Source organism: Actinomadura sp. GC306 (assembly GCF_004348665.1).
In the GTDB taxonomy this organism is placed as follows: domain Bacteria; phylum Actinomycetota; class Actinomycetes; order Streptosporangiales; family Streptosporangiaceae; genus Spirillospora.
Genome location: NZ_SMKM01000010.1, coordinates 1 through 20379 on the forward strand (window position 1 = coordinate 1; position 20379 = coordinate 20379).

23 protein-coding genes are annotated in these 20379 nt (G+C 73.3%); 16 read left to right on the forward strand and 7 right to left on the reverse strand.

Annotated features, from left to right (window positions below; all coding sequences use genetic code 11):
* The first annotated feature begins 19 nt into the window (after positions 1 to 19).
* From E1200_RS02790 to E1200_RS02835, 10 genes are all read left to right on the forward strand, one after another.
* Complete coding sequence (locus E1200_RS02790) at positions 20 to 637, forward strand: hemolysin III family protein (RefSeq protein WP_131950214.1); 618 nt, start codon at positions 20 to 22, stop codon at positions 635 to 637.
* Positions 638 to 735: 98 nt separating this feature from the next.
* Complete coding sequence (locus E1200_RS02795; RefSeq protein ID WP_131950174.1) at positions 736 to 1674, forward strand: bifunctional riboflavin kinase/FAD synthetase; 939 nt, start codon at positions 736 to 738, stop codon at positions 1672 to 1674.
* A gap of 329 nt (positions 1675 to 2003) precedes the next feature.
* Positions 2004 to 2273 (forward strand): 30S ribosomal protein S15, encoded by a 270-nt coding sequence (gene rpsO / locus E1200_RS02800; protein ID WP_030164035.1) that lies wholly within the window; start codon positions 2004 to 2006, stop codon positions 2271 to 2273.
* Positions 2274 to 2587: 314 nt separating this feature from the next.
* Positions 2588 to 4921, forward strand: a complete 2334-nt coding sequence (locus E1200_RS02805) for a polyribonucleotide nucleotidyltransferase (protein ID WP_131950215.1) — start codon at positions 2588 to 2590, stop codon at positions 4919 to 4921.
* Positions 4922 to 4997: 76 nt separating this feature from the next.
* Complete coding sequence (locus E1200_RS02810; protein ID WP_131950175.1) at positions 4998 to 6308, forward strand: pitrilysin family protein; 1311 nt, start codon at positions 4998 to 5000, stop codon at positions 6306 to 6308.
* An 89-nt stretch (positions 6309 to 6397) separates the two neighbouring features.
* Positions 6398 to 6772: a phage holin family protein gene (locus tag E1200_RS02815; RefSeq protein WP_131950176.1), complete on the forward strand. Its 375-nt coding sequence runs from the start codon at positions 6398 to 6400 to the stop codon at positions 6770 to 6772.
* Positions 6773 to 6849: 77 nt separating this feature from the next.
* Positions 6850 to 7473, forward strand: a complete 624-nt coding sequence (locus tag E1200_RS02820) for an NAD(P)H-dependent oxidoreductase (protein WP_131950177.1) — start codon at positions 6850 to 6852, stop codon at positions 7471 to 7473.
* Between the two features lie 37 nt (positions 7474 to 7510).
* Positions 7511 to 8248 (forward strand): 4-hydroxy-tetrahydrodipicolinate reductase, encoded by a 738-nt coding sequence (gene dapB, locus E1200_RS02825; RefSeq protein WP_131950178.1) that lies wholly within the window; start codon positions 7511 to 7513, stop codon positions 8246 to 8248.
* The gene (locus E1200_RS02830) at positions 8248 to 8778 is read left to right on the forward strand and encodes a transglutaminase family protein (protein WP_131950179.1); all 531 of its coding nucleotides are present in this window, start codon (positions 8248 to 8250) and stop codon (positions 8776 to 8778) included. The genes dapB and E1200_RS02830 overlap by 1 nt, the downstream gene beginning before the upstream one ends.
* A gap of 44 nt (positions 8779 to 8822) precedes the next feature.
* Positions 8823 to 9668: a hypothetical protein gene (locus E1200_RS02835; protein WP_131950180.1), complete on the forward strand. Its 846-nt coding sequence runs from the start codon at positions 8823 to 8825 to the stop codon at positions 9666 to 9668.
* 24 nt (positions 9669 to 9692) lie between these two features.
* On the opposite strand, the gene E1200_RS02840 is transcribed toward E1200_RS02835, so the two are convergent.
* Both E1200_RS02840 and modA read right to left on the reverse strand, forming a co-directional pair.
* Positions 9693 to 10358, reverse strand: a complete 666-nt coding sequence (locus tag E1200_RS02840) for a Uma2 family endonuclease (RefSeq protein ID WP_165950177.1) — start codon at positions 10356 to 10358, stop codon at positions 9693 to 9695.
* 70 nt (positions 10359 to 10428) lie between these two features.
* The gene (modA, locus tag E1200_RS02845) at positions 10429 to 11208 is read right to left on the reverse strand and encodes a molybdate ABC transporter substrate-binding protein (RefSeq protein ID WP_131950182.1); all 780 of its coding nucleotides are present in this window, start codon (positions 11206 to 11208) and stop codon (positions 10429 to 10431) included.
* A 112-nt stretch (positions 11209 to 11320) separates the two neighbouring features.
* On the opposite strand from modA, the gene E1200_RS02850 reads away from it, so the two are divergent.
* Entirely contained in the window at positions 11321 to 11995 is a 675-nt protein-coding gene (locus E1200_RS02850; RefSeq protein WP_131950183.1) for a uracil-DNA glycosylase, read from the forward strand.
* 30 nt (positions 11996 to 12025) lie between these two features.
* Here E1200_RS02850 and E1200_RS02855 read toward each other — a convergent pair whose 3' ends face one another.
* From E1200_RS02855 to E1200_RS02870, 4 genes are read right to left on the reverse strand one after another with little or no spacing between them, the layout of a single operon-like run.
* Positions 12026 to 12892: a 1,4-dihydroxy-2-naphthoate polyprenyltransferase gene (locus tag E1200_RS02855; RefSeq protein ID WP_131950184.1), complete on the reverse strand. Its 867-nt coding sequence runs from the start codon at positions 12890 to 12892 to the stop codon at positions 12026 to 12028.
* 34 nt (positions 12893 to 12926) lie between these two features.
* The gene (locus E1200_RS02860; protein ID WP_243708304.1) at positions 12927 to 14576 is read right to left on the reverse strand and encodes an MFS transporter; all 1650 of its coding nucleotides are present in this window, start codon (positions 14574 to 14576) and stop codon (positions 12927 to 12929) included.
* Positions 14577 to 14610: 34 nt separating this feature from the next.
* Positions 14611 to 15177: a GNAT family N-acetyltransferase gene (locus E1200_RS02865; protein ID WP_131950185.1), complete on the reverse strand. Its 567-nt coding sequence runs from the start codon at positions 15175 to 15177 to the stop codon at positions 14611 to 14613.
* A 56-nt stretch (positions 15178 to 15233) separates the two neighbouring features.
* The gene (locus E1200_RS02870; RefSeq protein ID WP_131950186.1) at positions 15234 to 15785 is read right to left on the reverse strand and encodes a CGNR zinc finger domain-containing protein; all 552 of its coding nucleotides are present in this window, start codon (positions 15783 to 15785) and stop codon (positions 15234 to 15236) included.
* 100 nt (positions 15786 to 15885) lie between these two features.
* Here E1200_RS02870 and E1200_RS02875 point away from each other — a divergent pair, with 100 nt between their 5' ends.
* Both E1200_RS02875 and E1200_RS02880 read left to right on the forward strand, forming a co-directional pair.
* The gene (locus tag E1200_RS02875; RefSeq protein WP_165950178.1) at positions 15886 to 16152 is read left to right on the forward strand and encodes a hypothetical protein; all 267 of its coding nucleotides are present in this window, start codon (positions 15886 to 15888) and stop codon (positions 16150 to 16152) included.
* Positions 16149 to 16511: a VOC family protein gene (locus E1200_RS02880; RefSeq protein ID WP_131950188.1), complete on the forward strand. Its 363-nt coding sequence runs from the start codon at positions 16149 to 16151 to the stop codon at positions 16509 to 16511. Before E1200_RS02875 ends, E1200_RS02880 begins: the two co-directional genes overlap by 4 nt.
* A gap of 34 nt (positions 16512 to 16545) precedes the next feature.
* Here E1200_RS02880 and E1200_RS02885 read toward each other — a convergent pair whose 3' ends face one another.
* The gene (locus tag E1200_RS02885; protein ID WP_131950189.1) at positions 16546 to 17937 is read right to left on the reverse strand and encodes a PLP-dependent aminotransferase family protein; all 1392 of its coding nucleotides are present in this window, start codon (positions 17935 to 17937) and stop codon (positions 16546 to 16548) included.
* A 40-nt stretch (positions 17938 to 17977) separates the two neighbouring features.
* On the opposite strand from E1200_RS02885, the gene E1200_RS02890 reads away from it, so the two are divergent.
* The 3 genes from E1200_RS02890 to E1200_RS02900 all read left to right on the forward strand — a co-directional run bounded on the left by E1200_RS02890 (position 17978) and on the right by E1200_RS02900 (position 20312).
* On the forward strand, positions 17978 to 18886 hold the full coding sequence (locus tag E1200_RS02890; protein ID WP_243708305.1) for a DMT family transporter: 909 nt from the start codon (positions 17978 to 17980) through the stop codon (positions 18884 to 18886).
* Positions 18887 to 18903: 17 nt separating this feature from the next.
* Positions 18904 to 19953, forward strand: a complete 1050-nt coding sequence (locus E1200_RS02895) for a hypothetical protein (RefSeq protein ID WP_243708306.1) — start codon at positions 18904 to 18906, stop codon at positions 19951 to 19953.
* A gap of 137 nt (positions 19954 to 20090) precedes the next feature.
* Positions 20091 to 20312 carry a hypothetical protein gene (locus E1200_RS02900; protein ID WP_131950191.1) on the forward strand — a complete coding sequence of 74 codons (222 nt, stop codon included), beginning with the start codon at positions 20091 to 20093 and terminating at the stop codon, positions 20310 to 20312.
* Positions 20313 to 20379: the final 67 nt, after the last annotated feature.

A 20379-nucleotide genomic window follows, 5' to 3' on the forward strand; every position in this document is an offset into this window, starting at 1 on the left:
GTCCCCCACCCGCCCGCGGCTGCGGGGCTGGCTGCACATCGGCGCGTTCCCCGCGGTGCTGGTCGCCGGGCTCGTGCTCGTCGCGCTCGGCCCGAGCCTCCAGGCGCGGGTGGCGTCGGCGGTGTACGTGGCGACCTCGGCGATGCTGTTCGGGATCTCGGGCACCTACCACCGGCAGACGTCGCACCGGATCATCGAGATCCTGCGCCGCTTCGACCACGCCAACATCTACCTGATCATCGCCGGGACCTACACGCCGTTCGCGGTCCTCGCGCTGGAGGGCGGCGTGCGCGTCGCCGTCCTGGTCATCGTCTGGACGGGAGCCGTCGCGGGCGTCCTCTTCCGGACGCTGTGGGTCGACGCCCCCCGCGCCCTCTACGTGACGCTCTACATCGGCCTGGGCTGGGTGGCGGTCCTCTTCCTGCCGCAGTTCCTGTCGGGCGCGGGCGTCCTCGCCTGCCTCATGGTCGCCGCCGGCGGGATCTGCTACAGCGCCGGGGGAGTGGTGTACGGGCTGCGCCGCCCCGACCCCTCGCCGAACTGGTTCGGGTTCCACGAGGTCTTCCACGCCTGCACGCTCGCGGCGTACGTCCTGCAGTACATCGCGGTGTCGCTGATCGTCTACCAGTCGGGCTGACGCCGGGGACCCCTGGATGCGACGGTGTCCGCCCGCGCATGGCACCCTTAGGACGACAGCAGAGACCGGGCAGGCACGTCCTACGCAGGGAGAGAATGGTGCGGCGCTGGAATGGCCTCGACGAGGTTCCCGCAGACTGGGGCCGTTCAGTGATCACGATCGGTGTGTTCGACGGGGTGCACCGCGGGCACCAGCGGATCGTCGGCACCGCCGTGGCGGAGGCGCGCCGCCGCGGCCTGCGCTCGGTGGTCATCACCTTCGACCCGCACCCCGACGAGGTCGTCCGCCCCGGCACCCACCCGCCGCTGCTCGCCGGCACCCGGCGCCGCGTCGAACTGCTGGAGGGCCTCGGCGCCGACGCCGTCGTGGTGGTCCCGTTCACCCTCGAACTGTCGAAGATGGCCCCGGACGACTTCGTCCAGTCGGTCCTGGTGGAGCGCCTCCACGCGGCCCACGTGATCGTCGGTGAGGACTTCCGGTTCGGGCACAAGGCCAAAGGGGACGTCGCGCTGCTGCGGGAACTCGGCGACAAGTACGACTTCACCGCCGAGGGAATGCCGCTGGTCGCCAACGACGACACGATCTCCTCCACCTACATCCGCGGCAGCCTCGAAGCGGGCGACGTCGAGGCGGCGGCGCGCGCCCTCGGCCGCCCGCACCGCGTCGAGGGCATCGTCGTGCGCGGCCACCAGCGGGGCCGCGCGCTCGGCTTCCCCACGGCCAACCTGGAGACGCCGCCGCAGACCGCGATCCCCGCGGACGGCGTCTACGCCGGCTGGCTGGTCTGCGACTCCGGCCGCTACCCGGACTTCCGCTGGCCGGCCGCGATCTCCATCGGCACCAACCCGACGTTCGAGGGCGTCGAGCGCACCGTCGAGGCGTACGCCCTGGACCGCGACGACCTGGACCTCTACGGCGAGCACATGGCCGTGGACTTCACCGCCCGCACCCGCGACACCCTGAAGTTCGACTCGGTAGAGGCCCTCGTAGACCAAATGCACCGAGACGTAGCCAAGATCCGCGAACTCACGTCCTGAGCAGGCCCGAACTTCCGCTGCCGAAGCGGAGACCTGAGCGGTCACCGGGCGCGCGACCTGACCGGTGGGGCGAAGCCGAAGGCGAGCCCCACCGGGAAGATCGCGAAGCGATTCGCGCCCGCCCAAGACCGGTCACGGAGCGAGCCGCCAGGCGAGCGCAGTGGGCCGGTCTTGCAAACCAACATGGTACGGTGAATAGTCGCCGGGAAGGGCCCCGGCGCGGCTGGCTGCACCCTCATGCGGCCCGCCACCCTCTTAACACGCACCATGCGGACCCGCACGCCCATCGGGCCCGGATCTGCGGGTGACGATTTCATCGAAGGAGCCACGTGTCGCTCGACACCGCCACGAAGAACAAGATCATTGCCGAGTACGCGACCACTGAGGGTGACACCGGATCGCCGGAGGTCCAGGTCGCGCTGCTGACGCGCCGCATCAACGATCTGACCGAGCACCTCAAGGAGCACAAGCACGACCACCACAGCCGCCGCGGCCTCCTGCTGCTGGTCGGCCGTCGTCGCCGCCTCCTGAAGTACCTCGCGAACAAGGACATCAACCGCTACCGGCAGCTGATCGAACGCCTCGGCCTGCGCCGCTAGACGGGTGAGGGAGTGGCCCGCCGGGCCACTCCCTTCGTTTATGCCGGGGCCCGGCCGTACGGGCCGGCACCCGGCGCCCCGGCCGCCCGGGGCCGCGTAGCCGCGGGCGGGCCGGAAAACTGCAGACAAGCCTCGCGGACACCGCTGGTGCGGGCCGGTCCTCGGTAGTGGCTTCCGGATCCGTCCTCCGCCGCATCGGCGAGATCTCGATCCGGATGCTTCGATCGAAGACCGGCAGCGTGTGAAACCAACGGGAAACGGCCGCGAGGACCGACAAGGAACCCAGGAGGTTTCCCGTGACAGAAGCCGTGCGCATCGACGGTGCGCAGACCACCGAGGCCGTCATCGACAACGGCAGCTTCGGCACCCGCACTATCCGGTTCGAGACGGGCCGGGTGGCCCGCCAGGCCGCCGGTTCCGCCGTCGCCTACCTCGACGACGAGACGATGGTGCTGTCGGCGACGACCGCGTCCAAGAAGCCCAAGGAGAACCTGGACTTCTTCCCCCTGACGGTCGACGTCGAGGAGCGGATGTACGCGGCCGGCCGCATTCCCGGCTCGTTCTTCCGCCGCGAGGGCCGCCCGTCCGAGGACGCGATCCTCACCTGCCGGCTGATCGACCGGCCGCTGCGCCCGTCGTTCGCCAAGGGCTTGCGCAACGAGATCCAGGTCGTCGAGACGATCATGGCGCTGCACCCGGACCACCTGTACGACGTGGTGGCGATCAACGCCGCGTCGCTGTCCACGCAGCTGGCCGGGCTGCCGTTCTCCGGCCCGATCGGCGGCGTCCGCGTCGCGCTGATCGAGGGCCAGTGGGTCGGCTTCCCCACCCACCCCGAGCTGGAGCGCGCCACCTTCGACATGGTGGTGGCCGGCCGGGTCCTCGCGGACGGCGACGTCGCGATCATGATGGTCGAGGCGGAGTCCACCCGCGAGACGCTGAGGCTCGTCGGCGACGGCGCGACCGCCCCGACCGAGGAGACCATCGCCGAGGGCCTGGAGGCGGCCAAGCCGTTCATCAAGGTCCTGTGCAAGGCGCAGAGCGACCTCGCGGCCGTCGCGGCCAAGGAGACCGCCGAGTACCCGATCTTCCTGGACTACCAGGACGACGTGCTCGACGCCGTCACCGAGGCAGTCAGCGGAGACCTCGCGCAGGCGCTGACCATCGCCGGCAAGCAGGAGCGCGAGGCCCGGCTCGACGAGCTCAAGGCCGCCGCGGCCGAGCAGCTCGCCGAGCGGTTCGAGGGGCGCGAGAAGGAGATCTCCGCCGCCTACCGCGCCCTCACCAAGAAGCTGGTCCGCGAGCGGGTCGTCCGCGACGGGCTGCGCATCGACGGCCGCGGGCCGAAGGACATCCGCCAGCTGACCGCTGAGGCGCACGTCGTCCCGCGGGTGCACGGTTCGGCGATCTTCGAGCGCGGCGAGACCCAGATCCTGGGCGTCACCACGCTGAACATGCTCCGCATGGAGCAGATGATCGACACGCTGAACCCCGAGCGCACCAAGCGCTACATGCACAACTACAACTTCCCGCCGTACTCCACCGGGGAGACCGGCCGCGTCGGCTCGCCGAAGCGCCGCGAGATCGGGCACGGCGCGCTCGCCGAGCGGGCGCTGCTGCCGGTGCTGCCGACGCGCGAGGAGTTCCCGTACGCGATCCGGCAGGTGTCGGAGGCGCTCGGGTCCAACGGCTCCACCTCGATGGGGTCGGTGTGCGCGTCCACGATGTCGCTGCTGGACGCGGGCGTCCCGCTCAAGCAGATGGTGGCGGGCATCGCGATGGGCCTGATCCACGAGGGCGGCGAGTACGTCACCCTCACCGACATCCTCGGCGCCGAGGACGCGTTCGGCGACATGGACTTCAAGGTCGCCGGCACCCGCGACCTGATCACCGCGCTGCAGCTCGACACCAAGCTCGACGGCATCCCCGCCTCGGTGCTGGCCGCCGCGCTGCGGCAGGCCAAGGGCGCCCGGCTGGCGATCCTGGACGTCATGCAGGAGGCCATCGAGGCGCCCGCCGAGATGAGCCCGAACGCGCCGCGGATCATCACCATCAAGGTCCCGGTCGACAAGATCGGCGAGGTCATCGGCCCCAAGGGCAAGATGATCAACTCGATCCAGGACGACACCGGCGCCGACATCACGATCGAGGACGACGGCACGATCTACGTCGGGGCGACCGACGGCCCGTCCGCCGAGGCCGCGCGGCAGGCGATCAACTCGATCGCCAACCCGCACATGCCGGAGGTCGGCGAGCGGTTCCTCGGCACCGTCGTCAAGACCACCACGTTCGGCGCGTTCGTGTCGCTGCTGCCCGGCAAGGACGGCCTGCTGCACGTCTCGCAGATCCGCAAGCTGCACGGCGGCGCCCGGATCGAGAACGTCGAGGACGTGATGGGCGTCGGCGAGAAGATCCAGGTCGAGGTGACCGAGATCGACCAGCGCGGCAAGCTGTCGCTGGTGCCGGTCGAGGTCATCGAGAAGGAGGCCGAGAACGGCGGCGCGGCCGACGGCGGTGCCGCGCCCGCCGCGTCCGGCGCGCCGGCGGGCGACGAGTCCGGTGAGCGCCGCGGCGGCGACGACGGCGACCGCCGTCCGCGCCGCCGCCGCACCCGCCGCGGCGACGACGGCGGCCAGCGCAACTCCTGACCGTGCTCGAGACCGGCCGGGCACCCGCGCGGGTGCCCGGCCGGTTCGTTCCCCGACGACGGAATGTGAGCGACACGTGACCCTGCCCGCGCGGGCGCAGGAGCCCGGCACCACCATCACGATCCACGGCGAGGGCGCCGGCACGGTGCGCCGCACCGTCCTGCCCGGGGGGCTGCGCGTCATCACCGAGACGATGCCGACGGTGCGGTCCGCCGCGTTCGGCATCTGGTCGGCGGTCGGCTCCCGCGACGAGGCGCCCGCCGACGCCGGCGCGAGCCACTACCTGGAGCACGTCCTGTTCAAGGGCACCCGGCGGCGGTCGGCGCTGGAGATCTCCGCGGCGATCGACGCGGTCGGCGGCGACCTCAACGCGTTCACCTCCAAGGAGTACACCTGCTACTACGCGCGGGTCCTGGACGCCGACCTCCCCCTCGCCGTGGACGTCGTCTCCGACATGGTGGCGGCGTCGGTGAACCGCCCGGAGGACGTCGAGGCCGAGCGGGGGGTGATCCTCGAAGAGATCCACATGCGCGACGACGATCCGGGCGACCTGATCCACGACGAGTTCGCGACCGCGCTGTACGGCGACACCCCGCTCGGGCGCCCGATCCTCGGCACCGAGGAGTCGATCAACACGCTGTCCCGGGACCGGATCCACGGCTACTACCGGGAGCACTACGTCCCGCCGAACCTGGTGGTGTCGGTGGCGGGCAACATCGACCACGACGAGGTCGTCCGGCTGGTGTCCCGCGCGTTCGAGGGGCGCCTGACCGGCGACGCCCGGCCCGCGGCGCCCCGGGTGGACGGCGCGCCCGCCGCCGTCGAGCCGCGCAGCGTGGTGATCGACAAGGACACCGAGCAGGCGCACATCATCCTCGGCGGCGCCGGGGTGTCCCGCACCGACGACCGCCGGTTCGCGCTGGGGGTGCTGAACGCGGCGCTGGGCGGCGGGATGTCGTCCCGCCTGTTCCAGGAGATCCGCGAGAAGCGCGGCCTCGCCTACTCGGTCTACAGCTACACGGCCCAGTACGCCGACTCCGGGATCTTCGGCGTCTACGCGGGCTGCCAGCCCGCGAAGGCCGAGGAGGTCCTGTCGATCTGCCGCGACGAGGTCGCCAAGGCCGCCGCGGAGGGCCTCGGCGATGAGGAGCTCGAACGCGGCAAGGGGCAGTTGCGCGGCGCGATGGTCCTCGGCCTGGAGGACACCGGTTCCCGGATGAGCCGCATCGGCAAGAGCGAGCTGGTGTACGAGTCGCTGCTGCCCGTGGACGAGGTGCTGGCCCGCATCGAGGCCGTCACGCCGGACGACGTCCGCGCCGTGGCCGGCGAGGTCCTCGCCGGTCCCCAGGCGCTTACGGTGATCGGCCCGGTCGGGGACGGTTTCTAGCCTTTTCTTCTCGGCGGGCCCTGGCAGCGGGCCGGCCCGGCGCGGGGTGGCGGTGTACGGGCGGCCTACGGGCCGGTAGGTTCCGGTGGATGAAGATCCTCATCAGGCTTGTCATCTCCGCGGTCGCCCTGTGGGTGGCCGAGATGGTCGTGGACGGGGTCGAGCTGACCGCCGGCGGCACGGCGGAGCGGGTGCTGACGCTGCTCGCGGTCGCCGCGATCTTCGGCGTCGTCAACGCGGTGCTCAAGCCGGTCATCAAGGTGCTGGGCTGCGCGTTCTACGTGCTGACCCTCGGCCTGTTCGCCCTGGTGGTGAACGCGGCGCTGCTGATGCTGACGAGCTGGCTCGCCGGCGAGCTGGACCTCCCGTTCCACGTCGACTGGTTCTGGCCCGCGTTCTGGGGGGCGATCATCGTCGGCGTCGTGGGCTGGCTGCTCAACCTGTTCGTCTCGGACGACGACTGATTGCCAAGCGGACTGAGGTCCGCTAATCTCCGGGAAGTAGCGGACTCTAGTCCGCATATCTTCCGGGAGGGATCCTCATGTCACGCCTGCTGCACATCTCCGCCTCGCCCCGGGGCGGCGCGTCCGAGTCGCTGGCGATCGCCGGGACGTTCGCGGACGCCTACCGCGAGGTCCACGGCGACGTCGTCGACCACTTCGACCTGTGGGACGGCACCCTGCCCGCGTTCGGCCCCGCGGGGGCCGGCGCCAAGATGGCCGTCTTCGCCGGCGCGGACCCCGCGGGGGAGCAGGCCGCCGCCTGGCGCGCCGCCCGCGGGGTCTTCGAGCGCTTCGACTCCTACGACCGCTACCTGTTCAGCGTCCCGATGTGGAACACGAGCGTCCCGTACGTCCTGAAGCAGTTCATCGACGTCGTGTCCCAGCCCGGATGGGTGTTCGCGTTCGACCCCGAGGCCGGGTACACGGGGCTGCTGCGCGGCAAGAAGGCCGCCGTCGTCTACACCAGCGCGGTGTACGGCGACGGCCGCCCGCCCGCCTTCGGCGCCGACCACCAGGCGCCGTTCCTGGAGGGCTGGCTGCGCTGGGCGGGGATCACCGACATCGGCACCGTCGCGTTCCGCCCGAACCTCGCCGCGGCCGACCCCGAGACCGGCCGCCGCGCCGCGCACGCCGAAGCGCGCGAGCTGGGAAAGCGCTTCTGACGATAGGCTCGGGCGGGACGCGAACCAGGAGGAACACGTGAGCAAAGTCGGGGTGCTGGGGGCGCGGGGCCGGATGGGCGCCGAGGTCTGCCGCGCGGTGCAGGGGGCCGACGACATGGAGCTCGTCGCCGCCGTCGACGAGGGCGACGCGCTCGACGCGCTGACCGCCGCCGAGGTCGTCGTCGACTTCACCCACCCCGGCGTCGTCATGGACAACCTCAAGTGGTGCGTCGAGCACGGCCTGCACGCCGTCGTCGGCACCAGCGGGTTCGACCCGTCCCGCCTCGACACCGTCCGGTCCTGGCTGACCGACGAATCGGCGGGCAACGTGCTGATCGCCCCGAACTTCGGCATCGGCGCGGTGCTGATGATGCACTTCGCGCAGAAGGCGGCCCCGTTCTTCGACTCCGTCGAGATCGTCGAGACGCACCACCCGAACAAGGTCGACGCCCCGTCCGGCACCGCCTACCGCACCGCCGAACTGGTCGCCGCCGCCCGCGCCGAGGCCGGCACGCCCCCGCCCCCGGACGCCACGACCTCCGAGGTCGCGGGCGCCCGCGGCGCCGACGTGGACGGCATCCGCGTGCACGCCGTCCGGCTCTCCGGCGCCGTCGCCCACCAGGAGGTCGTCCTCGGCGGCCACGGCGAGATCTTCACCATCCGGCACGACGCGATGGACCGCGAGTCGTTCATGCCGGGCGTCCTGCTCGCCGTGCGCAAGGTCCCGGAGCTCGACCGCCTCACCCTCGGCATCGAGACGCTCCTCGGCCTCTGATGGACTTCGCCGGCGACCCCTGGGACTACCTCGCCGCGTCCGAGGCGATCGACATCGAGCACCCGCTCGTCCAGTCGGTCGCCGCGGACCTGCGCACCGGCGACGACATCGCCTACGCGCACGCGGCCTTCGACCACGTCCGGGACCAGGTCGTCCACTCCATGGACGGCGACGACCCCCGCGTCCCCTGGCGCGCCTCCGACGTCCTGGACCAGCGCACCGGACTTTGCTACGCCAAGTCGCACGCCTACGTCGCCCTCCTGCGCGCGGGCGGCATCCAGGCGGGCCTGTGCTACCAGGAGTCCGGCGGAATCCTCCACGGCCTCACCGCCGTCCTGGTCGACGACCGATGGGTCTACCTCGACCCGCGGGGCAACAAGCCCGGGATCGACGTCCAGTTCTCCGCCTCCGAGCACCGCCTCGCCTACCCGGGCGACCCGATCGACCCCGTCGTCCACGCGGCTCCGCCGACGCGAATCCTGGAAGCCCTGAAGGCCATGCCCCGCCCCTCCGCGATCCCCGCCGCCTGACGGCGGCCTTGTGCGCAGGCCGCCCTGGGCTTAGCGTTCGCCGGATGGACGCCAAGCTCGCGCGGGACATGTGGAAGGTCCTCGAACCGCTCCACGCGGTGACGTACTTCTCGGAGGAGTGCCGGACGGCGAACCGGGAGGCCGGCCTCAAGGGCTACTGGATGGGCTACTTCGGCAGCCGGGGCGCGCCCCTCGGGGCCGTGTCCGCCGGGACGATCGAGGCGACGTTCTTCGGTTTCCACCCGGCGCGGGTGCGGCGGGCCGTCCCGGACGCGTGGTCGTTCGCGCCGCCGGAGCGCATCCTGGCGGTGCGCGGCGAGGCCGCGGCCCGCGCGATGCGCAGGGCCTTCCCCGGCATCGAGGACGTGGCGGCGGACGTCGCACCGCGGCTGCACGAGGTCGTGCTGGCGGCGGACGCCGGAGGCCGCGCGCTCTTCGCCGCCAACCGGGACCTGCCCGTCCCCGGCGACCCGGTGGAGGCGCTCTGGCAGGCGGCGACGGCGCTGCGGGAGCACCGCGGCGACGGGCACGTCGCCCTCCTCGTCGCGGAAGGGTTCAGCGGCCTGGAGGCGAACGTCCTGGCGTCCGCGGTCGGGACGGTCTCCGGGGAGTGGCTGCGGGAGAGCCGCGGCTGGTCGGCGGAGGAGTGGGACGCGGCGGCCGGCGTGCTGACCGAGCGCGGCCTCCTCGCGGACGGCCGGGCCACCGAGGAGGGGAAGGCGCTGAGAGCCCGCATCGAGCACCTGACCGACGAACTCGCCGCAGCCCCGTACGACGTCCTCGACGCACCCGAGGCGCTCCGCGACGCACTCGCCCCGGCGGCGGCGGCGCTGGCGAACGAGATGCCCTTCCCCAACCCGATCGGTCTACCTCGCCTCGACCGCGCTTAGACCGCCCGCGGTGTCAGCAGGTCATCAGGTCCGCTGCCACGGCTCCCATTCGTCCGTGGGGATCTCCAGGCCGAACGGCTCGGGCAGCTTGACGGGCTCCCCGAACTCCCAGCTCACCGACTCCCGGTACTCCCCGGCGGCGGTGTCGGGCTCGGTGAACAGCGTCGTCCGCGCCACCCGCGGATCACGGTCGACCAGGAGGTAGTAGGGGATTCCCACGCGGGCGTAGCCGTTCCACTTGGTCGGCTGGAACCGCTTCTTGCCCGGCAGTCGGTCGTCGGACACGGTACTGGGCGAGGTCACTTCCAGGATGAGCTGCAGATGCTCGGGGAGGGCCTTCTTGAGCTGCGCCCGTCGAGTCTGCGCGGCGACTTCGCTGTCGAGGATGCAGAGATCCGGGATGTAGCCGTCGTGGATGTCGCTCAGATTGACGTCCTGGGTCGCGATGCAGCGCCACCGGAACGTCGCATCCCGGGCGCGCGCCGCGGCGACGGCGTCCGAGATGTCCTGGACGATGAAGTTGTGAGCCATGTCAGGCCCTGGTGACACGATGATCTCCCCACCGACGATCTCGACTCGGGTGCCGTCGTGGGGGAGATCCAGTACGTCGGCGAGCTCGTCCCGCATCCAGAGGTTGTAGGGGGTGTCGGGGAGCTCGCGGTGGTGGTGAACAGTGGCAAGTGTGCGCACTTTGGGTGATTCCTCCATCACGCTCGGCTCCCGTCAGTGTAGAGACCGTGTGTAGTCAGCGTACTCGGAATCAGTGATGGCGCCCGGGGAGTTGGAAGCCGTGTTTGTGGAAGACGGCGCGGGCGGCGGGGTCGGTCAGCCAGATCACGAACGCGTCCGCCTCCTTCTTGTGCTCGGTGTCCCGGACGGTCGCGGCGGCGAAGGACGCGGTGACGTTCTGGTCCGCCGGGATCGGGACGCTGCTCGCGGCGATGCCCGCCGAGCGCAAGTCGGTGATGTAGACGATGCCCGCGTCGGCCTCGCCGCCCCGCACCCGGTCGAGGACGGCCCGCGCGCTGATCACCTTCGAGCTGGACCGGACGGTCACGCCCGCCTTCGCGAGTACCTGGCGCGTGTAGCGGCCCGCCGGGACGCTCTCGGCGCCGACCACCACCCGCAGCCTCGGCCGGGCGAGGTCGTGCAGGCCGCGGATGCGGTAGGGGTTGCCGGGGGCGACGGCGATGGTGAGCGAGTTGTGGGCGACGACGCGGCCGGGTCCCGCCAGGTGGTCGTCGGCCTCCTCCAGGCTGGCGATGTCCGCGGTGACCAGGACGTCGCCCCGGTCGTGGCCGGACAGCCGGTCCGCCATCTCGGGCAGGGCGCCGAACTCGAACCTCAGCCGGGAACCGGGATGCGCGTGGCGGTAGGCCGTCTCCATCTCCCCGAACACCTCCTTCAGCGACGCGGTCGCGAGGACGGTGAGCGTCGGCGGCCCGGAGGAGCCGCCGCAGCCCGCGCAGAGCATGGGGAGGACCAGGGGGAGGAGCGCGGTGGACGCGCGGAGACGCCGCCGACGGGGGGAATCGGGCATATGGCCTCATCCTACGGTCGGTGCCCCCGGGGACGCGGGATTCGGCCTGGCGTGTCAGTGGCCCGCACTAGTGTTTCCGGCAACCGAAGACCACGTCCGCGGAGGCCCGACGATGTCCCTCGACCTGCTGGAGATGCTGCCCGGTGACTGGCGGCGGCGGCTCGACCCGCTGCTCGACCCGCTCGCCACCGCCGCGCTGGGCGCGTTCGTCGCGGGGGAGTACGAGGCGCAGACCGTCTACCCGCCGCGGGACGACCTGTTCAGCGCGTTCCGGCACTGCTCGTACGACGACGCCCGCGTCCTCATCCTCGGGCAGGACCCCTACCACGGCCCCGGCCAGGCGCACGGGCTCAGCTTCAGCGTGCGCGAGGGGGTGCGGCTGCCTCCGTCGCTGCGCAACATCTACAAGGAGCTGGCCACCGACCTCGACGTGCCGGTGGCGAAGTCCGGCGACCTGACCCGGTGGGCCGACCAGGGCGTGCTGCTGCTGAACGCGGTGCTGACCGTCCGCGGCGGCGAGGCGGGTTCGCACGCCGGCAAGGGCTGGGAGGACTTCACCGACGCCGCGATCCGGGCGCTGAACGACAAGTCCGACCGCGTGGTGTTCGTGCTCTGGGGCGCCTACGCGCGCAAGAAGGCGCGGCTGGTCACCGGGGCGCACCACACGGTGATCGAGTCGGCGCACCCGAGCCCGCTCAGCGCCAAGAAGTTCTTCGGGACGCGCCCGTTCAGCGCCGTCAACAAGGCCCTGGTCGACGCGGGCCTGCCCGAGATCGACTGGGGGTAGCCCGGCCGGCGGCGCGGCCCGTTCGCGGTCTCAGAGCGCCAGGCCGACGGCCAGCAGGACGCCGTAGGCGATCTGGAGGCGTCCGGTCTCGCCCAGGACGGGGACGAGGTCCGCGCCGGTCGCGCCGCCCAGCACCTTCTGCGTCGGCGGCAGCGAGAGCGGCGCCGCGAGCAGGGTGATCAGCACCCACGGGCGCGGTGCCGCCATGGCCAGCACGAACATGAACGGCAGCGCGGTGCACGCCGCGTACAGGATCCGGGTCCAGGGGTCGCCGAGGAGGACGGCGAGGGTCCGCTTGCCCGACTCGCGGTCGGTGGGGATGTCGCGCAGGTTGTTGGCGACGAGCAGCCCGCACGCCAGCAGCCCGATCGGCACCGCCGCCGCCCACGCGATCCACGGCACCGCTTCGACCTGCACGTACACCGTCCCGACGACGGCGACGAGGCCGAAGAAGACGAAGACCGACACCTCGCCGAGCGCCCGGTAGCCGTACGGGTTGCCGCCGCCGGTGTAGAACCAGGCCGCGAGGATCGCGAACGCGCCGATCAGCAGCAGCCACCAGGTCGTCACGGCGGCGAGCACGAGGCCGGCGACGGCGGCGGCGAGGAAGCTGCCGAGCGCGGCGCCGAGGACCTGCTTCGGCGGCGCCGCCTTCGACCCGACGAGCCGGAGCGGGCCGACGCGGTCCTCGTCGGTGCCGCGGACGCCGTCGCTGTAGTCGTTGGAGTAGTTCACCCCGATCTGCAGCACGAGGGCGACGAACCCGGCGAGCAGGGCGCGCCACCAGACGGCCTGCCCCTCCCCGGCGGCGACGCCGGTGCCGACGACGACGGGGACCAGGGACGCGGGCAGGGTGCGGGGCCGGGAACCGGCGACCCATTGGGAGAGCGTGGCCACAGTTACCGCTCGTTCTCGTGGGACGACAGGGGGACTAGCGCTTCGATTCTCCCCGATGATCACCGCTGGGGCGCAGCCGCAGCGACATGGCGAGTCCGAGCGCGAGGATCGCCGCCGTGGTGAGCGCGGCGTGCCGGGTGGCGGCGGCGAGGCTCTCGTCCGCGGCGCGGGCCGCGGCGGCCATCCCGGGGGCGGCGTGCAGGTCGCGGCCGGAGGTCCCGGCGCTCTCCCGCAGGTCGTGGGCGATGGCGGCCTGCCGTTCCGGCGGAAGGTCGGAGCCGGCCAGCCGGTCGGTCATCGTGTGCCCGAGGCTGGTCGCGAACACCGTCCCGATCGCGGCGATGCCGATGGCCGCGCCGACCTGCCGGGCCGTGGACTGCGTGCCGGACGCCTGCCCCGACTGCTCCGGCGGGACGTCCGCGAGCGACACGTTCGTCAGCTGCGCAGAGGTGAGGCCGAGCCCGAAGCCGTACAGCAGCATCCACGGCGCGAGCCCGAGTCCGCCGGTGGTCGCGGTCACCGTGAGGGCGAGCGCGAGGACGGCGGCGACCTCCAGCACCATGCCGGCCTGCACGATCCGGTGCGGGCCGTGCCGGTTGGCGAGCCTGCCGGCGAACCCGCCGGCGAGGAACGCGCCCCCGGCGAGCGGCAGGATCGCCACGCTGATCTGCAGCGGGCTCGTGCCGTGCACGCCCAGCAGGAACAGCGGCAGGACGAACAGCAGCCCGAGCTCTCCGACGTTGATGAGGGCCGACGCGAGGTTCCCGTGCCGGAAGTTGGGGATGCGGAACAGCTCCAGGTCGAGCATGACGGCGCGTCCCGCGGCCGCCCGGGAGCGCTCCACGACGATCAGCGCCGCGATCAGCACGGCGGACAGGGCGAGGACGACCGGGACGGGCGACAGCCCGCCGGCCGGCCATTCGAGCCCGGCCATCGAGAACGGCCGCGTCGCGGTCCACCACCCGTACGCCTGGCCCTCGATGATCCCGCACACGAGCGCGCCGAGCCCGAGCGCCGACAGCACGCCGCCGGGCCAGTCGATGTCGCGCCGGGCACCGCCCGCGCGCGCCGCCCGCGTCTCCGGCATCAGGACGAGCGCCGCGGCGATCAGCGCGACGCCCAGCGGGAGGTTGACCCCGAACGCCCAGCGCCAGCCGCCGGCGCTGGCGAGGGCACCGCCGGCCAGCGGCCCGAGCGCGGCCATCCCGCTGATCACCGATCCCCAGATCCCGAACGCGACGGCGCGCTCCCGGCCGGTGAACACCGAGTTCACCGTCGACAGCGTTGCCGGGAGGATCATGGAGGCGCCGACGCCCTGCAGGGCCCGCGCGGCGATCAGCGCCGAGCCGTCGCCCGCGCGTGCGGCGGCGACGCTCGCGACGGTGAACACGGCCATGCCGGCGATGAACAGCCGGCGGCGGCCGAACAGGTCGCCGGCCCGGCCGAACGGGATCAGCAGCGCCGCGAACACCAGCGCGTACACCGAGGTGACCCACTCGGCGTCCGTGGTCGTGAGCCTCAGGTCGGTGATGATCCTGGGCAGCAGCACGCCGACGATCGTGGCGTCCACGACGATGAGGGAGACGCCCAGGCTGATGACCACCATGCCCATCCAGCGGCGGCGGCCCGAGGCGGGTGGGGCCATCGGGACGCGCGGCGGCTTCAGGGAAGTGGATTCGGGCACGGCTTCAAAGATATGGCCGGGTCACCGGTGCCTCTCACCGACCCCTGCCGAAGTCGTCCTCCCCGCCGCCGATGTCGGTGTGCAGCCGGATCTGGCGGACCGGTTCCCCCATGTCGAGGGTCCGGGACGCGCCGTCGGGCGCCCAGCCGGCGGAGGCGAGGAACGTCCGGGTCACCTCGTCGGCCTCGAAAGCCCAGGTGGTCAGGACGCCGAAGCCGTCCTCGCGCAGCAGGTCGGCGGTGGCGGCGAGCAGCCGGCTGCCGTGCCCGGCGCGGGCGTGCATCGGGTCGACCAGCAGGGTGATCAGCTCGGCGGTGGCGGCGGGATCGAGGTCGGGGTCCTCGGCGGGGCCGTGGGCGGCGAACCCGACGACGAGGTCGGACGCGACCGCGACCAGCAGCCGGTGCCGGGGGGTCGGCGGGGCGGTCGCCGCCTCCGCCCACCGGTCGCGCCACGCCTCGGCCGCCTCGGGCCCCGTGACGCGGTCGAGGACGCCCGCCGGGAGCAGGTCGCGGTAGCCCTGCCGCCAGGCGCGCACCTGGATGTCGGCGACGGCGGCGGCGTCCGCCCGCCGCGCGGGCCGCACTCCGGCATCGGCCATGGCGTCGCCCGTCCTCTCCTGCGGAAGTCTCCGCCCACCCTAGCGAGCGGCGCGGGTCATCCGGCCGGTGGACGGCGCCGCGCGCGGTAGGCGCGGGTCTTGGTGCGGTTGCCGCAGGTGCTCATGGAGCACCAGGCGCGGGACCGGTTCTTGGACGTGTCCAGGAACGCCCAGCGGCAGGTGGACTCCTGGCAGACCTTGAGCCGCGGCCAGGTTCCGGCGGCGGCCGCGCCGGTGACCGCGGCGGCGATGCGGGCCAGGCCGGCGGCGGCGGTCGCGGGCGGGTCGAGCGGGATGAGTTCCGGCCGCGGACCCGCGAGGGTGAGCCGCAGGGGCAGCGCGGCCAGGGCGTCCTCCAGCTCCTCCGGGAGGTCGGGGTCGCGGCGCGAGTGGTGGGCGGCCATGGCCTCGCGCAGGCCCTCGCGCAGCGCGACCGCGGCCGCCAGGTCGGCCTCGGTGGCCGCGGTGCCGCCGGGGACGAGCCGGTGCCCGGCCAGCCACGCGGCGAGCCGCTCGGGGGTCGGGAGGTCCTCCCTGCCGGGCTCGACGTCGTAGGTGTTGACGAAGTCCCGCAGCAGCAGCGCGGGGTCGTCGTCGGCGCCGGTCATCACCCCTCCTGCCTGTCCCCGCGCAGTCTATCAACCGGCAACACCGGTATTCGGCTTTGACCGGTTGCGGTTCTTCGACACCACCGTTACCGTTTAGATGGTGTCCACGAACGGAGAGACCATGAACGAGCTGCCGTACATGGCCGTGCTGGCGCTGCGGCACGAGGCGGCCGGGCGCGAGTACGCCCGCCTCACGGCCGACATCGTCGAGGCGCGCCTCATCGCCCGCGCCCGCTCCGCCGAACGCGCCGCCCGCCGGCGCGCGCTGCTCCGCGAGCGGCTCGGCGCGCTGCGCCCGGAGCGCCGCGCGCGCGGGCCTGAACTCCACTGCGCGCGGGCGGCCGCGCGGGCGGGCGGTGCCCGATGAGCGGCGCCGCCCCGAAGGTGACCAACCTCGTCATCGACTGCTCCGACCTGGCGGCCATGGCCGCGTTCTGGGGCGGGCTGCTCGGCATGGAGACGACGGAGGTGGCCGACGACTGGCTCGATCTGGAACCGCTCGGCGGGAACGGGCCGGTCCTGTCGTTCCAGCGCGTCCCCGAGCGCAAGACGAAGAAGAACCGCATCCACCTGGATCTGGAGGTACCCGACGTCGAGGCTGCGGGGGAGCGCGCAGCGGCGCTCGGCGCGACTCCGGCCGCGGAGCCGCTGGGCGACCCCGCGGCGTCCTTCCGCGTCTGGCGAGACCCGGAGGGCAACGAGTTCTGCTTCTGCATCGAGGCGTGACGAACTCGCGGCGGGGAACGCCGGGTGCGGCGCCCTAGGAACGCAGCACGCCCGCGAGGCGGCGGACCCCCTCCACCAGCTCCGCCTCCGAGGCCGCCGTCCCGTAGCTGATCCGCAGATGCGGGGCGGAAGCCTCGGCGGGGAAGAAGGGGCGTCCCGCGCTGACCAGCACCCCGGCCCGCAGCGCGGCCTCCGCCAGCGCGGTGTCGTCCGTGCCGTCCGGCAGCCGCGCCCACAGGTGCAGGCCGCCGGACGGGCGGTTCACCCGCAGCTCCGGCAGCTCGCGGGCCAGCGCGGCGAGGGCCGCGTCCCGGCGCGTCCGCAGCGCGGCGCGGACGGACCGCAAGTGCCGCGGCCAGCCCGGCGAGCTGACGAGTTCCAGCAGCGTCTCCTGCAGCGGCCTGGCGGGGAAGAACTCCCCGACGAGCTGCGCGGCCCGGATCCGCTCGGCGACCGGGCCCCGCGCGATCACCGCCGCGACCCGCAGGCCCGGCGCGGTGGCCTTGGTCAGCGACGCGATGTGCACGACGCGGCCCTCGGCGTCCTGCGCGGCCAGCGGCGGCGGGGGCGCGGTGATGCCGAGGTGCCGCGCGTAGTCGTCCTCGATCACGAACGCGCCCGCCGCGCGGGCCACGTCGAGGACCTGCGCGCGCCGGCCGGCGGCCAGCACCGCGCCGGTCGGGTTCTGGAAGGCGGGCTGGCAGTAGAACGCCCGCGCCCCGCTCATCGCGAACGCCTCGGCGAGCAGGCCGGGCCGCACGCCGTCCGCGTCCCCCGGCACCGGGACGGGGTGCAGCCCGGCCGCCCGCGCGACGGCGAGGACGCCGAGGTAGGTCGGCGACTCCGCGAGCAGCGGCGCCCCCGGCGGCAGCAGCGCGCGCAGCACGGTCGACAGCGCCTGCTGCCCGCCGCCGGTGATGAGCACCTCGCCGGGGGAGACGGCGCCGCCGGCCGTCCGGGCGAACCAGGCGCGCAGCCCGGGGACCCCGCGGGTGTCCGGCACCTCCCAGGCGTCCGGGCGCCGGGCCGCCCGCGCCGCCGCCGTGGCCAGCGCGCGGACCGGCTGGAGCGCGGGGGCCAGGTAGCCGCCGCTGAGCGCGATCACGCCGTCCGGTGCCGGGGTGAGGAGCCAGGAGACTCCGGCCGAGTCGACCGAGCGGTCGCCGAGCGCAACCGCCTGCCAGCCGAGGTCGGCCGGCTCGGCGGCGGGCGCGGGACGGCCGGCGGCGAACGCGCCGCTGCCGGGACGGGTCACGATCAGGCCCTCCGCGGCGAGCAGGCCGAGGGCGCGCGACACCGTCACCGGGCTGACCCGGTGCCGCTCGACGAGCGCCCGGCTCGACGGCAGGCGGTCGCCCGGGGCCAGCCGGCGGAGCTCGGCCCGCAGTGCGTCGGCGAGCACCGCCACACTGCTATCGTTTTTCATGAGAACCAAGGATAGCGCTACTGCCCCCCAGCCGATATCGGTGGCGGACCCCGTTCCCGGGCCCGGCCTCTGGCTCGCCTTCCTCGGCGTCCTGGTCTTCTCCTTCACCCTGCCCGGCACGGTCTTCGCGCTGGAGGGCCTCGACCCGTACCTCGTCGGCATCGGCCGCGCGGCCGCGGCGAGCGTCCTCGCGGGCCTGGCGCTGGTCGTGGCCGGAGCCGGGCCGCCGCGGCGCGGGCAGTGGGCGGGGCTCGCGGTCGCCGGCGCGGGCGTGGTCTTCGGGTTCCCCGTGCTGAGCACGCTCGCGCTCGACCACGGCGCCCCGGCCTCCCACGCGGCCGTGGTGATCGGGCTGCTGCCCGCCGCCACCGCCGTGTGCGGTGTCCTGCGGGCGGGCGAGCGGCCGTCCGGCGCCTTCTGGCTCGCCTGCGCGGCGGGGGCGGCCTGCGTCACCGGTTTCGGCCTGCTGCGCGGCGCCGGCCGTCTCACCACCGCCGACCTGCTGCTGTTCGCGGCCCTGGCCGCCGCCGCGATCGGCTACGCCGAGGGCGGCCGGCTGGCCCGGGACATGCCCGGCTGGCGCGTCATCTCCTGGGCGCTCGTGCTCTGCGCGCCCGTCACCGTCCCCCTGACCGGATGGCTGCTGGCGACGACCGGCCCCGACTGGACGGGACGCGCCGCGCTCGGCTTCGGGTACGTCGCGGCGTTCTCCGCCTACCTCGGCTTCTTCGCCTGGTACGAGGGCCTGGCCAGGGCCGGGATCGCCCGCGCCAGCCAGATGCAGCTCGCCCAGCCGGTGCTGACGCTGCTGTGGTCGGGGATCTTCCTGTTCGAGCGGATCGACGCCGTCACCGCGCTCGCCGCCGTCGCCGTCCTGGTCTGCGTGGCCCTCACCCAGCGGACGCGGGTGCGCCGGACTCCGCCGGAGGTGCCCCGGCCGTCCCGCTGATCCGAGATCATGACGCGATGAGGCAAAAGGGGCGTGTCGTACTGGGCCGGACTCTCCGGTGGGCGGGCTGGGCCGCGGCCTACGCGCTGGGGCTCGCCGCCCTCGTGCTCGCCGGGTCCTGGGTGTGGTGGCAGCAGGAACCGGAGGCCCGGGGCACCGGGACGAACGCGCTGTGGGCGCGGCACCAGTGGGTGGGGGAGCCGCACACGGACGCGGAGTACCGCGCGTTCGCGGACCTGCTGAAGCAGAACCGGATCACCGACGTGTACTTCCACACGGGACCGTTCGAGGCGGACGGAACGGTGCCGCCCGCCAAGTACCGCTACGCCCGCGACCTCATCGAGGCGATGCGGGATCACGCGCCGGGCGTCCGCGCCCAGGCGTACCTGGGGCAGATCCGGGTGGTGGACGGCGAGGGCGTCATCGATCTGGACGACCCGGCCGTCCGCGAGCGGGTCCTCGAGACCGACGAGGCGTTCCTCGACCTCGGGTTCGACGGCATCCACTACGACTTCGAGCCCATCTACCCCGACGACGAGGCGTTCCTGACCCTCATGGACCGCACCCGCGAACTCACCCGCTCGCGGGGGAGGCTGCTGTCGGTGGCGCTGGAGCAGCTGACGCTCGTGGACGCGGCCCAGCCCGTCTACAGGGCGCTCATCCCGCGGACGGGGCCGGTCCGCTACCCGGCCCGCCCGACCGCGGACTTCCTGCGCCGGGTCGCGGACCGCGCCGACCAGGTCGCGATCATGACCTACGACGTGTCGCTGCCCACGCAGTCGCTGACCGGGTGGCACTTCGCCCGGCACACCCGCGCGACGCTGGAGCTCATCGGCGACCGCACGACCGTGATCATGGGCGTCCCGACCTACCGCCCCCTGGTGGAGTGGGCGGAGACGCTGCCGGTCGCGCTGCGCGGCGTCCGCCGGGGGATCGATGACCTGGAGCGGCCACCGGCGCGCCCGTACGGCGTCGGCGTGTACGCGGCCTGGACGACCAGGCCCGACGAATGGGCACGTTATCGCGACATCTGGCTGCCCGCTCCGGCGTCGGCGGCGGGAGCCTGACGAACCCGGCACGAAGAGGTGACGAACCGGTCAGAGGCGTAGGTACAAAGGGTTGGGTAGCCGCGTACCCGCCGGGGTAGGGCACCGTGCGAAGTCGGGGGCGGGCCAGCGCAGGGCGAAGGGAAGGGGCGAGGCCGATGGGCACTCAGCAGACCGCGTGGCATGTCGCCGACCGGCTCGGCGAGCTGTCGGCCGAGTTCACCGGCTGGCGGATCGGGCGGGGCGGGTCCGGCCACTGGTGGGCCGTCCGCGGCAACGACTTCGTGCGCACTCCCGACGTCGAGGAACTGCGCGTCCGGTTGCATGAGATGACCGCTGGGTCACGTTATCCAAACGAGTCCGGGAAGTGGCCGGACTGACCCCGTAACGCGGCATTTGCGTGCCACGATGTGGTTGTGGGAGCCGCCGCCACGCGTACCCCCGAGC

Coding starts and splice junctions, on each gene's coding strand:
- E1200_RS02885 (WP_131950189.1), bottom strand. CDS start 17,937: ATGAAAAACGATAGCAGTGTGGCGGTGCTCGCCGACGCACTGCGGGCC.
- E1200_RS02895 (WP_243708306.1), top strand. CDS start 18,904: ATGAGGCAAAAGGGGCGTGTCGTACTGGGCCGGACTCTCCGGTGGGCG.
- E1200_RS02870 (WP_131950186.1), bottom strand. CDS start 15,785: ATGACCGGCGCCGACGACGACCCCGCGCTGCTGCTGCGGGACTTCGTC.
- E1200_RS02815 (WP_131950176.1), top strand. CDS start 6,398: ATGAAGATCCTCATCAGGCTTGTCATCTCCGCGGTCGCCCTGTGGGTG.
- E1200_RS02865 (WP_131950185.1), bottom strand. CDS start 15,177: ATGGCCGATGCCGGAGTGCGGCCCGCGCGGCGGGCGGACGCCGCCGCC.
- E1200_RS02820 (WP_131950177.1), top strand. CDS start 6,850: ATGTCACGCCTGCTGCACATCTCCGCCTCGCCCCGGGGCGGCGCGTCC.
- modA (WP_131950182.1), bottom strand. CDS start 11,208: ATGCCCGATTCCCCCCGTCGGCGGCGTCTCCGCGCGTCCACCGCGCTC.
- E1200_RS02880 (WP_131950188.1), top strand. CDS start 16,149: ATGAGCGGCGCCGCCCCGAAGGTGACCAACCTCGTCATCGACTGCTCC.
- E1200_RS02900 (WP_131950191.1), top strand. CDS start 20,091: ATGGGCACTCAGCAGACCGCGTGGCATGTCGCCGACCGGCTCGGCGAG.
- E1200_RS02830 (WP_131950179.1), top strand. CDS start 8,248: ATGGACTTCGCCGGCGACCCCTGGGACTACCTCGCCGCGTCCGAGGCG.
- E1200_RS02835 (WP_131950180.1), top strand. CDS start 8,823: ATGGACGCCAAGCTCGCGCGGGACATGTGGAAGGTCCTCGAACCGCTC.
- E1200_RS02850 (WP_131950183.1), top strand. CDS start 11,321: ATGTCCCTCGACCTGCTGGAGATGCTGCCCGGTGACTGGCGGCGGCGG.